At 54.9% G+C, this 14,987-nt stretch carries 10 protein-coding genes; 3 read left to right on the top strand and 7 right to left on the bottom strand.

Annotation, left to right across the window (positions count from 1 at the left end; translation table 11 throughout):
* Positions 1 to 22 precede the first annotated feature (22 nt).
* A complete protein-coding gene (locus tag HNEAP_RS00145; RefSeq protein WP_012822932.1) occupies positions 23 to 1,285 on the bottom strand; it encodes a PfkB family carbohydrate kinase in 1,263 nt (420 codons plus the stop codon).
* 70 nt (positions 1,286 to 1,355) lie between these two features.
* A complete protein-coding gene (locus HNEAP_RS00140) occupies positions 1,356 to 1,904 on the bottom strand; it encodes a metallophosphoesterase family protein (RefSeq protein ID WP_012822931.1) in 549 nt (182 codons plus the stop codon).
* A gap of 390 nt (positions 1,905 to 2,294) precedes the next feature.
* Here HNEAP_RS00140 and HNEAP_RS00135 point away from each other — a divergent pair, with 390 nt between their 5' ends.
* Together HNEAP_RS00135 and ggt are read left to right on the top strand one after the other, a co-directional pair.
* Positions 2,295 to 3,233, top strand: a complete 939-nt coding sequence (locus HNEAP_RS00135) for a 23S rRNA (adenine(2030)-N(6))-methyltransferase RlmJ (RefSeq protein WP_012822930.1) — start codon at positions 2,295 to 2,297, stop codon at positions 3,231 to 3,233.
* Positions 3,234 to 3,249: 16 nt separating this feature from the next.
* Entirely contained in the window at positions 3,250 to 5,049 is a 1,800-nt protein-coding gene (gene ggt, locus HNEAP_RS00130; protein WP_012822929.1) for a gamma-glutamyltransferase, read from the top strand.
* Positions 5,050 to 5,259: 210 nt separating this feature from the next.
* Here the strand turns inward: ggt and ssb are convergent, their stop codons facing one another.
* Complete coding sequence (gene ssb, locus HNEAP_RS00125; RefSeq protein WP_012822928.1) at positions 5,260 to 5,817, bottom strand: single-stranded DNA-binding protein; 558 nt, start codon at positions 5,815 to 5,817, stop codon at positions 5,260 to 5,262.
* A 115-nt stretch (positions 5,818 to 5,932) separates the two neighbouring features.
* Here ssb and uvrA point away from each other — a divergent pair, with 115 nt between their 5' ends.
* Positions 5,933 to 8,755 carry an excinuclease ABC subunit UvrA gene (gene uvrA / locus HNEAP_RS00120; protein WP_012822927.1) on the top strand — a complete coding sequence of 941 codons (2,823 nt, stop codon included), beginning with the start codon at positions 5,933 to 5,935 and terminating at the stop codon, positions 8,753 to 8,755.
* 256 nt (positions 8,756 to 9,011) lie between these two features.
* Here uvrA and HNEAP_RS00115 read toward each other — a convergent pair whose 3' ends face one another.
* The 4 genes from HNEAP_RS00115 to HNEAP_RS00100 all read right to left on the bottom strand — a co-directional run bounded on the left by HNEAP_RS00115 (position 9,012) and on the right by HNEAP_RS00100 (position 14,985).
* Entirely contained in the window at positions 9,012 to 9,383 is a 372-nt protein-coding gene (locus HNEAP_RS00115) for an endonuclease domain-containing protein (RefSeq protein ID WP_012822925.1), read from the bottom strand.
* Positions 9,384 to 9,566: 183 nt separating this feature from the next.
* Positions 9,567 to 10,151: a GspH/FimT family pseudopilin gene (locus HNEAP_RS00110; protein ID WP_012822924.1), complete on the bottom strand. Its 585-nt coding sequence runs from the start codon at positions 10,149 to 10,151 to the stop codon at positions 9,567 to 9,569.
* Between the two features lie 337 nt (positions 10,152 to 10,488).
* Positions 10,489 to 10,983, bottom strand: a complete 495-nt coding sequence (locus tag HNEAP_RS00105; RefSeq protein WP_012822923.1) for a type IV pilin protein — start codon at positions 10,981 to 10,983, stop codon at positions 10,489 to 10,491.
* 138 nt (positions 10,984 to 11,121) lie between these two features.
* On the bottom strand, positions 11,122 to 14,985 hold the full coding sequence (locus HNEAP_RS00100) for a pilus assembly protein (protein WP_012822922.1): 3,864 nt from the start codon (positions 14,983 to 14,985) through the stop codon (positions 11,122 to 11,124).
* Positions 14,986 to 14,987 lie beyond the last annotated feature (2 nt).

Here is a 14,987-nt window from a genome sequence, read left to right as displayed (position 1 = left end):
ATAATCTCACGGATTCAATGCGTCATTTGCCGGTCGGCCGGGAATTTTCATCCAGATCATCCAAATAAATCATCTCGCCAACCTGCCGAATGGCCACCGGGGTCAGATGCGTTCCGGGACAAGGGCCGCCCGTACACGCCCCGGTCAGTGGCTCGAAATACGCATTATGAAGCCTACAACGCAAGGACATGCCATCCGATGGCCCGGTTGACTTGTCTGCCAGATAGCCGCGAACGCCCTTGGATAAAGCCGAGCCATTGTGCGGGCACACATTGCGGTACGCGCGGATCGCGCGATGATCTCGAACCACGATGACGCTGGGAATACCATCGACCGGTTGCACGCCCATGGCGTCTTCCGGGCCGAGGTCATCCAGATGGCAGAGTGGTTGGTTATTTGCATTTGGATCTACGGCCAAACCATCAAAGCCGAATTGCTGGATTTTGCGCTCCGCCAGTCGGACGCCGAACGTAACGGCCGCTCGCCAATCGGCGTTCGCCTGATTCGCACGGGCATGAATGACACCGGCAATCAGCGTATCGCCAGCACCGATGCTGTCGACAACGCCCCGTATGGGCTGTGCAGGCACCAGCTGAACGGAGTCGTTCAATGATTCTTTCAGATAGGCGCCAGTCGCGCCCCAACCCAGTACCAGCACAGCCTGCGGCGCCCATTGATGCGCTGCATTCAAGAAGGCTTCCGGGTCATTAAATCCCCGTTGTTCCGCAAAGGCACGTGAAAAGAAGACCACATCGGGAAAAGAGAACAACTGATCGAGGTAGGGGCGCTCTTTTTCCACCTCCAACGAAAGTAACTTGGTGCCCGCCGCTCTGCGCGCCATCGCCAGCATGGCCGCCGTATCCATGCAATGTCGGCCTTCGAAATGCAGCCAGTCGAACGGCGCAAGGTCGATCTTGAGGAAGGCGTTGAGATCGAATTCAGGCAAATCGCGGTAATGAACGATGGTGCGGCTGCCATTCTGGCGATTCAGCGTAATGTATGAGGTGGGCGCATGTCCGAAACCCAGGATTTGAGCGGAACTCAGGTCGATGCCCCGTTGTGCCAGTTTTTCCTGGATCTGACGACCATCGGCATCCGGGGTCAGTAGGGCAGCCAGCGCGCAGTCATGATCGAACTGCCGCAGCACCGTCAATGTGTTGGTGACATTGCCGCCAGTGCGTTGCCGTTGCGCCAGAGCGCGTTGCTCGCTGTCCTCAACCGGATAACCTTCGACCTCGTTGATGATGTCCAGGGTCGCAATACCAATACCCAGAATCTTCGCCATTTCGTTGATCACTCCTCAGGCGGCGCGATCATGACGAGGCGGGCGCCGCAGTGTGGTTCAGGGGTATAAATTATGCCGAACCGGCGCGCAGATTGGGCAGTGTTTTTTCTTCGATCCACCAGCGCTCAGCCGAGGCATGCAGCAGCAGACAACCGGAGCCGCCATAAGCGCGTACCTTGCCGGCCGCGCCCGGGTTAAGCACCCAGATCGGCGCGCTGGTGTCGATGGTGCGATGGTGGGTATGGCCGTAAACCACAGCACGGGCTTCTGGATGGCGTGCGCGCAGCTTTTCGTGCCGTTGATGGGCGGGATTGACGCGATGCCCGTGCTCGACAGCCAGCACGCCTCCGGGCAATCTCAGGGTGGCCACTTCCGGCAGGGATTCGAGCAGATCGGCCGTTCCGGCTGGCCATTGCTCAACCGTATCGTTGTTTCCGCGGACGGCGATCACATGGCCTGTTTTTGGCGTCACACGGCGCAAAATATCGGGATTCAGAATATCACCGGCATGCACGATGACATCGCACTGCTGCATGAGTTCGAGGATCGAATTCTCGATGGCACCATGCGTATCGGAAATAATCCCGACACAGACCGATGCATGTGATTCAAGGTCCACAAAGACTCCCTGGTGTTAATTTGCTTTTGCCCGAGCGGATTTTTATGACCCTGCACGGCAGCGAGTGTTCCATCAAGTTCCGGCACGCACGTCACCTCATCCCGGGTGACGGGCATCCAGTGACATCCAAAGCGTTTTACTCGGGATCACACACAGTATGGTGTGATCGGATAAATCTGTCATCTATCCCTCATCGTTCATCAACGCCTTAATTCGCACTCTTTTCCTCATTCGCAAATCGAGAAGCGCACACGTTTAAAAAGCTCCCCTTCCTTGAAAAAGAAATGGGGCGCTTCACCGGGTCTCATCCCTTGCCCGAAGATACACTGCATTCGCACCGAAGACCCTAGGTCAACATGGCTCCATACCGGGAAATCGCGCGCAACGCGTATGATGAATATCATCGTCAATCGTTATGCCTGTTTGAACCTCTGCCTGGTAGAAACCATGAATTACCAACATCACTTTCACGCCGGTAATCATGCCGATGTCTTAAAGCACTTGGTGCTGCTTCAACTCATCGAGCTAATGCAGCAAAAACCGACCGGATTTTTGCTGCTCGAAACCCATGCTGGCGCGGGTTTGTACGATCTGCAAGCTACCGAAGCCCGGCGCAGCGATGAAGCATCTGGCGGTATTGCGCGGCTTTTACAAGCGACACAAGCCGCCGATACCGTGCCGGTTCTGATTCAGACCTATCTTAAGCAAATCGAACAATTTGGAAGCGTCCCTAATTTAGGCTATTACCCCGGCTCACCGCTGTTGGCCGTCTGCGCCCTGCGCCCGCAAGATCGTTATATCGGGGTTGAACTGGTGCCCAAGGTCGCACGGGAGTTAAGTCGCAATCTCGCTCAGCGCCCCATGCTGGAGCCTTGCATTCCCGACCGCAGGGTCATCGCACGGGATGGCGAGGGCCTGGCCGCGCTTAAAGCCGATTTGCCGCCCCTGGAGCGGCGCGGTTTGTTCCTGATCGACCCGCCCTATGAACAGCCCCAAGAGCGCGACGATATCGCCGCCGCCTTGCAAGCCGGATTGCAACGGTTTGAAACCGGAGTTTATGCCCTGTGGTATCCGATCAAGCAACGCCCCTACCTCGATCGGTGGCTCAACCGGATTGCCAAGAGCACGCCTCGTCCGGTACTGACCATCGAAAATAGTATTTTCCCCGATGAATCGGGCAATCGGCTCACCGGCTCCGGCCTGTTGATTATCAACCCGCCGTGGCAGTTCGATACACTGATGCAACCCGTGCTCGATTTCGTTAACGACGCGCTCAAGCAGGATACCGCCGCGCCCCGTGCGATTCGTTGGCTGAATCCGGCCCAGTAAATCTTCAGGTGCACCCATGCCTTCTAAGAACACGCACAAGATAATTTCATCATTTATGGCTCTCGCCCTGCTTATGTCGACAGCAATGGCGCAGGGTGCAACGCCGCAAACAACCACGGCAGATGCAGCCACAATAACCCAACAGGCATTGGACGCCACCGCACCGGCGACCACCCGCGCCGAATTGGCCGCTGCCAAGCCGGTGCTGGCAAAACAGGCGATGGTCGTGACGGCACAGCATCTGGCAACGCAGGTCGGTGTTGATATTCTCAAGCAAGGCGGTAATGCGGTGGATGCCGCCGTGGCCGTGGGCTATGCGCTGGCGGTGGTGCATCCCTGCTGCGGCAATATCGGCGGCGGCGGCTTTATGGTGCTGCATCTGGCCGAAGGCAAAACGCTGTTCCTTGATTTTCGCGAAAAGGCACCGCTCAAGGCCACGCCCACCCTATTTCAGGATGCCGAAGGCAACGTCGTCAAGGGCCGCAGCACCCATAGTTATTTGGGCGTCGGCGTGCCCGGCACCGTGATGGGGCTGAACACCGCGCTGGCAACCTACGGCAGCATGAGCCGCAAACAAGTGATGGCGCCTGCGATCAAACTGGCGCGCGATGGCTTCGTGCTCACGGCAGGCGATGTCAACATCCTGCACACACGCAGAGAAGATTTTGCCAAATACCCCAACGTATCAAACACCTTCCTCAATCACGGTAAGCCTTATGAAGTGGGCGACCGGCTGGTTCAACCCCAACTCGCGCACACGCTGGCACTCATATCGAAAGAGGGCAGCCACGCGTTCTATCGGGGCCACATTGCCCAAGCGGTGGTTAAGGCCAGCAAGGAAAACGGCGGGCTGCTGAGCTTGCAAGATTTTGCCGATTACACAGTCAATTGGGCACAACCCATCGCCTGCGGCTATCACGGGTACACGATCATGTCCGCGCCGCCACCCAGTTCCGGCGGCACCACCATCTGCCAGATTCTGCAATTAATCCAACCCTACCCCATAAAAAAATGGGGCTACGGCTCAGTCAAAGCCATTCACTATCTGGTCGAAGCCGAACGCCGCGCCTTTGCTGACCGCAATACTTATCTCGGCGATCCGGCTTTTGTAAAAAATCCCATCACCGATCTGCTCTCACCAAAACACATTGCCCAGATGCGCGCCAGCATCGAACCGGACAAGGCCACGCCTTCGAGCGAGATCAAGGGTAGTCTGGGTGCGGATGAAGGCCAGCAAACCACGCATTACTCCATCGTCGATGCTAAAGGCAATGCCGTCAGCATCACTTACACCATCAACTACCTGTTCGGTCTGGGTCAAATCGCGGGCGACACCGGCTTTTTCCTCAACAACGAAATGGACGATTTCACCGCCAAGCCCGGCGTACCGAACAGCTTCGGGCTGGTGCAGGGGCGAGTCAATCAGATCGAACCGGGCAAGCGGCCCTTGAGCTCCATGTCGCCGACCATCGTGCTCAAAGACGGCAAACTGTTCATGGTCACCGGCAGCCCGGGCGGTTCGACCATCATTTCCACCACGCTCGAAAGCATCCTCAACGTGGTCGATTTCGGCATGAACATGCAGCAAGCCGTCGATGCACCACGCGTGCATCATCAGTGGTATCCGGATCTCGTCTTTATCGAGCCGGGCTTACTCACGCCAAAAACCCAAACCACCCTCAAAGACATGGGCTACCGCTTTAAGGAAGTGACATCCTGGGGCGCGGACGAGGCCATTTTGCTCAATCCAAAAACGGGTTTACTCGAAGGCGCAAACGACCGCCGGCGTCCGGCCGGTTTGGCCGCCGGTTACTGAGTAACGGGCACCTCGAAATACCCGTGATTCGTCGTTCCCGCGAAAGCGGGAACCCAGAAAAATCAAGACGCTGGATTCCCGCCTACGCGGGAATGACGGGTTTTTCGAGCTTCCCTAACCTCAGAAATTGAGCCGCCTGAGAAAAATAAAAAAAGCCAGCATTTCTGCTGGCTTAGGTTGGATTTTAAACACTATTGGCAGTGGTACAATCTAGAACGGAATATCGTCATCCACAAAGTTCGGCTCGGATTTAGCAGGGCTGCGCGGTGGTGGTGGCGGGGCGCCGTAGCTGTCGCGGTTGCCGCTTGACGGGCGCGCAGGTGCCGCGGCGGCACGACCGGCGCCACGTGCAGGCGGTGTGTTGCTATAGCCATCGTCTTCATAGTCGCCCGATTCTTGCTGGCCGCCGCCGGAGCCACCCGAACCACCACGACCGCCCAGCATTTGCATCTCGTTGGCGACGATTTCGGTGGTGTAACGATCCTGTCCATCCTGACCTTGCCATTTGCGGGTTTGCAGACGGCCTTCCACATAGACCTGGCCGCCTTTTTTCAGGTATTGACCAGCAATTTCCGCCAACTTGCCAAAGAATACGATGCGGTGCCACTCTGTGTTTTCTTTCTGCTCACCGCTGTCCTTGTCTTTCCAGGTCTCGGAGGTGGCGACGGTAATATTCGTCACCTGCCCGCCGCTTGGCATGTAGCGGACTTCCGGGTCTTTCCCGAGATTGCCCAGGACAATGACTTTGTTGATTCCACGAGTGGCCATCCGTATGTTCCTCTTGCGATTACAATGGCGGTGCACGACAGTTTCGGCAACGCGCTAAAGTCCGTACTATAAATCACTTGCCCGTTTCATTCACTTTTGACTTTTCTGGATTCCCATGGCCGATCCGTTTATCCGCATTCGCGGCGCCCGCACACACAATCTGAAAAATATCGATGTCGATTTACCGCGCGATGCGCTGATCGTGATCACGGGGTTATCCGGTTCGGGTAAGTCATCGTTGGCTTTCGACACGCTGTTTGCTGAAGGTCAGCGCCGGTACGTGGAATCGCTCTCGGCCTACGCGCGGCAATTTTTGTCGATGATGGACAAGCCGGATGTGGATCACATCGAAGGCCTTTCGCCCGCCATTTCCATCGAGCAAAAAACCACCTCGCATAACCCGCGCTCGACCGTGGGTACGGTGACGGAAATCTACGATTATCTGCGCCTGCTCTATGCCCGCGCCGGTATTCCCCGCTGCCCGGAACACGGCGTTGATTTAACCGCGCAAACGGTTTCGCAGATGGTCGATCAGGTGCTGGCGCTGCCCGAAGATTCCCGCTGGTTGCTGCTCGCGCCGGTCATCGAGAACCGCAAGGGCGAGCACCATAAGCTCTTCGATGAATGGCGCTCGCAGGGCTTTTTGCGGGTGCGCATCAATGGCACCGTGTATGAAATCGATGAGATTCCAGCACTCGACCCGAAAGGCAAAAACACGATTGAAGTCGTGGTTGATCGCATCAAAATCCGCCCGGATATTGGCCTGCGGCTGGCCGAATCGTTCGAAACCGCGTTGCGCATGGCCGATGGCCGCACCTTTGTCGTCAATATGGATGATGACAGCGCGCATACGTTCTCTGCCAAGCACGCCTGCCCGATCTGCGGCTATGCCCTGGCCGAACTCGAACCCCGTTTGTTCTCGTTCAACAACCCCGTCGGTGCCTGCCCAAGCTGCGATGGCCTGGGCGTAAAGCAGTTTTTCGACCCGCAAAAGGTCATCGTCAACGCCGAACTCTCGCTGGCCGCCGGTGCGATTCGCGGCTGGGATCGGCGCAATGTCTATTACTACCAGCTTTTGCTCGGGCTATCGAAACACTACGGCTTTGATTTAGACACGGCCTGGCAGGATCTGCCGGAATCGATTCAAAACGCCATTTTGCAAGGCAGTGGCCGCGAGAAAATCACCTTCACCTACCTCAGCCCCAAAGGTAAAGCCAGCACCAAGGATCACCCCTGGGAAGGCGTGCTGCCCAACATGGATCGCCGTTATCGGGAAACCGATTCGCAGGCGGTGCGCGAAGAGCTGGCCAAATATATTTCCGAGAGCGCTTGCCCCAGTTGCGGCGGCACCCGCCTGAACTTGGCGGCGCGAAACGTATTCATCGAAAACGAAAACCTGCCCGCCATCACTCATCGCTCGATCAGCGAGGCGCTCGCGTTTTTTCAAACGCTTGACCTGCCGGGCGCGCGCGGTGAAATTGCCGGGCGCATCGTGCGGGAAATCAGCGCGCGGCTGGGCTTTTTGAACGATGTGGGCCTCACTTATCTCTCGCTGGATCGCTCGGCCGAAACGCTTTCCGGCGGCGAAGCCCAACGCATTCGGCTCGCGAGCCAGATCGGCTCGGGGCTCGTCGGCGTCACCTACATTCTCGATGAACCCTCTATCGGCCTGCATCAACGCGATAACGACCGCTTGCTCGGCACCCTCAACCATCTGCGCGAGCTGGGCAACACCGTGATCGTGGTCGAACATGACGAAGACGCGATTCGGGCGGCCGATTTCGTACTCGACATTGGCCCCGGCGCGGGCGTACATGGGGGCCATATTGTGGCGCAAGGCACGCCCGAACAAATCGCCGCCAACGCCGATTCGCTGACCGGCGCGTACCTTTCCGGCAAGAAAAAAATCACCGTGCCCAAGCGTGTGACGCCCGATGCCGAACGCTGGCTCAAGCTGTATGGCGCGCGGGGCAATAACCTCGTCGGCGACACGCTCGAAATCCCGATGGGGCTCCTCACCTGCATTACCGGCGTATCGGGTTCCGGTAAATCCACCCTGATCAACGACACGCTCTATCTCATTGCCGCACGCGATCTGAACGGTGCCAGCACGCGACCCTCCGCGTATGAACGCATCGAACACCTCAACCAGCTCGACAAAGTCATCGACATCAACCAATCCCCCATCGGCCGCACGCCACGCAGCAATCCGGCCACCTACACCGGCCTGTTCACGCCGATTCGCGAGTTGTTCGCGGGCACGCAAGAGGCACGTTCACGCGGTTACACGCCGGGGCGGTTCTCGTTCAATGTGAAAGGCGGACGCTGCGAAGCCTGCCAGGGCGATGGCGTCATCAAGGTCGAAATGCACTTTTTGCCAGATGTGTATGTTGCTTGCGATGTCTGCCACGGCAAGCGTTACAACCGCGAAACGCTGGATATCCGCTACAAAGGCAAAACCATCAGCGACGTGCTGGCCATGACCGTCGAAGACGCCGCGCCCTTTTTCGATGCCGTGCCCGCCCTGCATCGCAAACTCAACACACTGCTCGATGTGGGCTTGGGCTACCTCACGCTCGGCCAAAACGCCACCACCCTCTCCGGCGGCGAAGCCCAGCGCGTCAAACTCGCCAAGGAACTGTCCAAACGGGATACCGGCAACACGTTGTATATTCTCGATGAACCAACCACCGGCCTGCATTTTGCCGACGTCGAGCAACTGCTCGCGGTACTCTACCGCCTGCGCGATCAGGGCAACACCGTCGTGGTCATCGAACATAATCTCGATGTAATCAAAACCGCCGACTGGATTGCGGATTTGGGCCCAGAAGGCGGCAGCGGTGGCGGGCAAATCATCGCCAGCGGCACACCAGAAACCGTGGCAAAAATTGCCGGATCGCATACCGGACGGTATCTCGCCCGATTACTCGACCACTGAAGACTCAAATCCTGCTCATTTCCCCTTTTTCAAAGGGGGAGGCGCAATGCCAGAAAGCCCGCACGTCCCTCTAACAAAGGCACCACGCCCAGCACTCCCCCCCTTTTTTTCGGAAAGGCAGCACCCCCCTTTTGCAAAGCCACCTCCTCACACCCCCCTTTCGCAAAGGGGGGCAGGGGGGATTTGCAGCACAGTAATCAAGCCACCAACCCCCCTCATTCCACCATTTCTAAGGGGGAGGCGAAAGCCCAGATCCTCATGTTTCAGCAGAAAGTCGAAAAGTCACTTCCGAGTAGATCAGCATTAGGACAGATTCCATTTGCTGCAAAACATCAAGATTATTAAAACGCAGTACCTTCATACCCAGCGAAGACAATGCGGCATCGCGCGCTTGATCTTTTCCTTGATGCGCCGTCGTGAAATGTTGTCCACCGTCGAGCTCGACGACTAATCGCGCCCTTGGGCAATAAAAATCCAGGATAAAAGTCAGCAATGGTTTTTGCCGGTAGAAAGTGACCCCGCACACTTGCTTGCGCCGAAGATGCCGCCACAGGATCTGCTCAGCATCGGTCATGTTCGATCGCAAATAGCGAGCGGTTTGCCTTAGCGCTGGGTTGTAAGGCTGCATGAAAGCTCCTTTGCTTGTAAATCCCCCTCATTCCCCCTTTTACAAAGGGGGAGGCGAAATGCCAAAACAAAGTACGCCGGCTTTTAGCAAACGCACCACCTTAAAACCCCTTTTTGCAAAGCCACCTCCTCACACCCCCCTTTCGCAAAGGGGGGCAGGGGGGATTTGTGTGGCTCTACGTCATCAAGGCGCAGGACAAGCCCCGCTCAAATCCTTTGCTTCCACACGTAAACGTCCAGATTTCGCCAGTACCAGATCACGTGCGTTGTTGGCGATATCTGCTGGCACACACACCCGCAATGTTCCTGCCGTAAACGCGCCGCCGGGCTGGGAAGCAAAACCAAGCGGAGAAAAGATGATGGGCTTTTCAACCGGGGTATTACCCTGAACAACCACATCCCCGCGTCGCGCCACACCGGTAAACACAACCGGTTCACCCGCATTCAGCGTGCCGCTCTTATCCGCATCCACGAAGGCGAGCCAGCCGTTGGACCAATCCACAGTATCAAAACAACCCGATTGATCACCCGCGCACAGCGTGACCGGCCGCCCCTTCACAATCGCTGTTTGCCGAGCAGCGCCAAAAGCCGAAACAAAATCATTTGCCGTCGTTGCAAGGTGATTTTGCGCTTTCATGCGCGAGAAAGACGGGATGGCAATGGCCAGGAGTATCATGGCGATGATGAGCGTCATCATCAATTCGATTGCCGTAAATCCGAGAGCAGAATCCGGCGGAGTGAAGCCCGGTTCAGTGAAGTGATTCGGCATCTGTTGCCCTCCATCGCCTTTTTCAAAGGAGTGGGCTTTATCCTAACGCAAACAACCACTCGCCGGCACCACTAAATACCCGTGGTTCGTCGTTCCCGCGTAGGCGGGAACCCAGAAAAATCAAGGGGCTGGATTCCCGCCTACGCGGGAATGACGGACTTTTCGAGCTTCCCTCACATAGAAGATCACCCCTCGCTGTCGCCCAGCGCTATCGGCCAAAACCATCAGTCAGAACTGTTAATTAGGACCGTCAGTTGAGGCAGAGCGGGCAACATCCGAAAACCAACCCACCCATTGGACGAAATGGATCAGTCATGATTCATTTATCATGGTTTTCCTACCAACAATCAGCCACTGTACCGGAACCCGATTCAGTTCGCGTGCCTACCTGATTGATACTCAATGTGCCGCATTGGGTATCGCGGCTCAGTTGCGCACCTGTCGGGGTTGCCGTAACAGTATAGGTGTTGGGATTTGCTGCCGCATTAGGTGCGGTGGCTACCACCGTGAATGCGTAGTCCGCTCCCGAGTTTTGTGCAGTGCTGCAATCGAGCTGATTCGCAGCCGGAACGGGACTACCCACCACAGGATTAGCAGTCCCTGCCGAGTCCTTGTCATACCGCAAATTTGTCGTGTAGAACCGCTCCATATAATTGGCATACTCCGACAAACATCCCTCCGCCGCTGCGCGTTTGGTTTTCACCACGCTTTTGATATACGAGGGGTAAGCTATCGCCGCGATGATCGCGATGATCGCGATCACGATCATCAGTTCAATGAGCGTGAAACCAAGCTGTTGTCGCGCAGCGGCCTTGTGTGCAATCTGTTTCATGTACCAAATCCTTGTTAACTAAGAGTTAAAACAGAAGCCCGCCAAAACTCTAATGAGACTCGGCGAACTAAAGGGCCTCTGACTAAATTGTTCGTGGCCAAAACGCATTTCTTAGTGGCGCATTGCAAGGCGCGCCAATCAGTTTGTAAGCTCACGCCACGATAACCGACTCGCCTGATTACCACCCAAATTTAATGGGCCCAAGCTTTGCAAGCCGCCGCCCAAGGTATTGAAGGTAATTGAAATCGTACCATCAGCATTTCGTACCGCAGTGACACCAGCGGCTGGGCCTGCGTCAAACACTTTGCCATTAATCGCAACTTGCTGCGGTTTACCATCAACCGTAATTATTTTGGTGCCCAAATTATACCCGTTACCTGTGCTCACCAACTGATTAGCGCCGGTGAACGGATCGACACCCATCACAGCGCCCGCAGGCACGGTGTTACAGGGGTCATTCACCTTAGGAATAAGCGTGGTAGCCACCGCTTTACCACTAATTAACTGGATGCGGTTCACGATGCGCTCGCCGGTTTGCGGCAAGTCCATAAACCACCCTGCTTTATTATTCATATCCGTATCTGAGGTTTGGGCACTGGTGGCACGATCACCCGATGCAAAATCAAACGCGAATCGCTCGGTCAAATCACTGCGGGCGGTGCTGCTATCGGCCACAGGCGTTGTCGCAGATGCCACGCCTGCCAAATCAGCCCCCATGCCCACGCGCACGCCATACCAGGTTTGCACTTGATCGTCTTTTGTATCGGCGCTTGCCAAATATTTGCCGGTACCAAACAAGGCAAAGGTGCTATTTGTGACGCCATCGTAAGCCAAGGTAACAAGTGAGGTAATCGGCTGTGCGTTGCCCTTATCGTCCACGGCATTAAACGCTACCGAACCCGTGCTACTGGCAGAATCTAAATTAAACTTCCACAAATGGCCTTGCAAATCGCCTGCGAACGCATAAGTGCTTATGCCAGTTGTTTTATCCCCTTGCATCAAACCCGGTTCGGCAAGGCCGCCATCCGCAGCAACAGAACCGGTGGTTGTGTGAACGCTCAAATCACCCGTTTGCAGATCGAACTGCAGCAAGGCGGGCTTGCCTTCGGCACTGTTATAACCATTGCCCACAAATACAGCCCAGGAGGGTTGACCGCCTTGATCAACTTGCGCAATGACTGGGGTGCCAACCATTTCACCAATATAACTGCTGCCTGTTTTACCATCGCCGGCAGAGCGCTCCCACAATAGCGCCTGATCAGCAGTAGCCGGGTTCATCAACACCGAAGGATCGGTAATATCCAGCGCGTAAATTGCTTTGGCAGGCCCACGCCCCGTGGTGCCCACCAAAACGGTGTGCCATGCTTTGTCAAAATACACATTCTGTGTGGTAATTCGGCCATCGTTGTAATATTGATGCGGCACAGCCTGTGTGCCATTTACCGGGTCCACATCGCCATATTTCGGGTTAGCCAGGTTGGTAATGCTGGCATCACCTGTTTGCGTGAGCACCGCCGAAGGCATGTAGGCATAAACCTCCGTGCCCTTGGCCTGATCAGCCACTGGGCTAACCGTGCTGCCATCGCGCTCATACCCCGCGCCCGCCGTTACCCGAAAGGCATGCAGCATGCCATCATTGGCGGCCACATAAACAATGGGCGCACGGGTGGCCTCTTTGTTCACAAAAGTAGAATACGTATCGGCGCCCGTAAAGGTAGTGCCTGCATACAAATCCGCTTGCGGCGCGGCAATCAATACCGGTGTCGAAGAAACAATATCACCCAAAAAACTATCGCGATTACGCAGCGTGCCGCCCGGATTGCCTTGGGCGTATGTGCTATCACCCAACAAGTAATTCACCATGGTTTGAGCGGTCACACTACTGTTGCCAATGGTAGCCGCCAAGTCAGTTTGCTGAGTTGCGCTTAAATCAGTTGCCACACGGAACGCGACCGACGAGGTTTTGTTGCCGTTGCCGAGCGTGGATGTCCACACGTTGCGGTTACTTAGCCGCTCCGCGCTGCTGCCCGTACCAACGGTCGAAAATGAGGGGGTCAAATCTTTTGTGGACCAAAACGACTCATAACTGGGGGGCGTGGTCGTGGTCGTGTAATTTTCCGCTGTGAGCGTTCCAGACCATTGGCCCGTATAAAACGTACCCCGAAACCGATACAGCGCGTCGGCCGCCGTAGAATCTGTCGGTAGCGCCGTATCCGACAAGGTTACGGCGTTGCCCGCGCCGGGGCTTTCGCCAATTTTTTTCAAGGCAGATTGCAGGCCATTAACCAAATCATCAGGTGATTTAACCGAGTAGAATTCGCCGTGGCCATTAACGGCCGCATGCGCCAGATCTGCAATATTATTAATACTGTTGGACGTAGGTTTTGGCCAGATATTGCTGGAGTTTGTAAGCGAAGAGCCAGCGGGTGGGTTGCCGCTGCGCGCCCAGGCCAATATTTGTGGCACGGTCAAATTAGCATCACCTGATGTTGAACGTATCAAGTTGGTCGGGTCCCAGCCCAAGCCAATGGTAAAGGTGGTCATATGCTGCCAGAAAGCGGGGTCACTCGGGGTGGTGGGCACCTCGTTGGCAACCGATGTGCGCAAATCGGTTTCCCAATACTTCATTGCGACATCGGCCAGCGTATCGCTATAACCATCCTGATACGGAGCGGTTTTAAGATATTGATAGGTTGATGGCGTGGTGATTTTCGGCCCATTTTGACCGTCAGCATTGCCAATCCCGCTTGGGGTATCGCCATTCCAGAAACCATCTGTCGTTAAAATGGTGTAACTGGGGCGGCAAGCGTATTCTGATGTATCGGAACTCGAAGTCTCCCACGGCTGCTGTGTTTTGTAATATTCACCCACAGCCTGCAGAGCGCCGCGTAAAGGTGTGCCATCATTGGGGGAGATGTTGGTTATCCATGTCCAGAACTTGGCTTTTTGAGTGCCGCTACTACCATCACCAAAGGGCTGAACTTCTGCTAATTTGTTATCTGAATTATTGCTTGTTGAGAAAGAGTATTGGGGTGATGGGATATCCGCCGTGTTTCTCCCGTTAATCGAGGCAAAGCCAAAACGATAGGTTTTGTCAAGGCCGGAAAAGGCTAATGTCAACCCAGTTTTAGTCGTTAATATACGAGTATGGTAATAGGCGAACCAGTTGGCGATATTATTACCAGCAGCAACACCAATAGGTGCCGATACTCCAGATTTATCGGAAGCAACTACGCAATTAGATTGCGTGCCGCAACTGGTGTTTGCCACATAATGCACGGTGTAGGGGCCCGCCGCAGGGCCTGTAGAATATTGAAAATACCCAGAGCTAACCTGAGTGTAAATTGTACAGCTAGATGGCCGGCTTTTTCTCGCTCTACTGTAGCTATAATCGTATGCAGTTTGATCGTTATAATATAAAATGTAGCAGTCAATTCTACTTATTCCGGTTTTAGTATAAGAAGAATTTGTTAGCACGGATTTTGAATAATTAATATTCCCAGTATCGTCATATCCATTATAATTGGTCAAATCAATCATATCATTTGATGTAGTTCCAAAGCCATCAACGGGCGTGTTGGTAAAATCAGTTTGATTGGTGTAGCTTGTATTATCAGCTTTTAATGGCGGCAAGTAAGTTATGGTTGGATCGTAATAAACCGAATTATTAGCCGAATTTATTAACGCATCATTATTACTATTGTTTTTTAAATAGCCAAAATCCGGCATGTAATCCCACGTCATCGAACCAGAATCGTCCAGCATCAGCACAATATTGGGCGGCAAGGGTTTTTGCAGAATCAAAGGGCTTTGGTCAATGTCAACTGCTGCTTGGGCGGTTATCATCGGCATGGCTGTGAGCAATGCAAACGCGAAAAACCGCACTGCGACCCTGCCCACTTGCTGCATTGTTGTGTGCAAAAAGTTCATCGTATTTCCCCTTGCGTATCTCATGTGCCGCTTGCTGCGTTTAATTTGCGTGTTTTTATTTGATTGGTTCATGG

This window comes from Halothiobacillus neapolitanus c2 (assembly GCF_000024765.1).
In the GTDB taxonomy this organism is placed as follows: domain Bacteria; phylum Pseudomonadota; class Gammaproteobacteria; order Halothiobacillales; family Halothiobacillaceae; genus Halothiobacillus; species Halothiobacillus neapolitanus.
The sequence above is the reverse complement of the archived record's forward strand: the minus strand, read 5'-3'. Positions and strand labels throughout refer to the sequence as shown.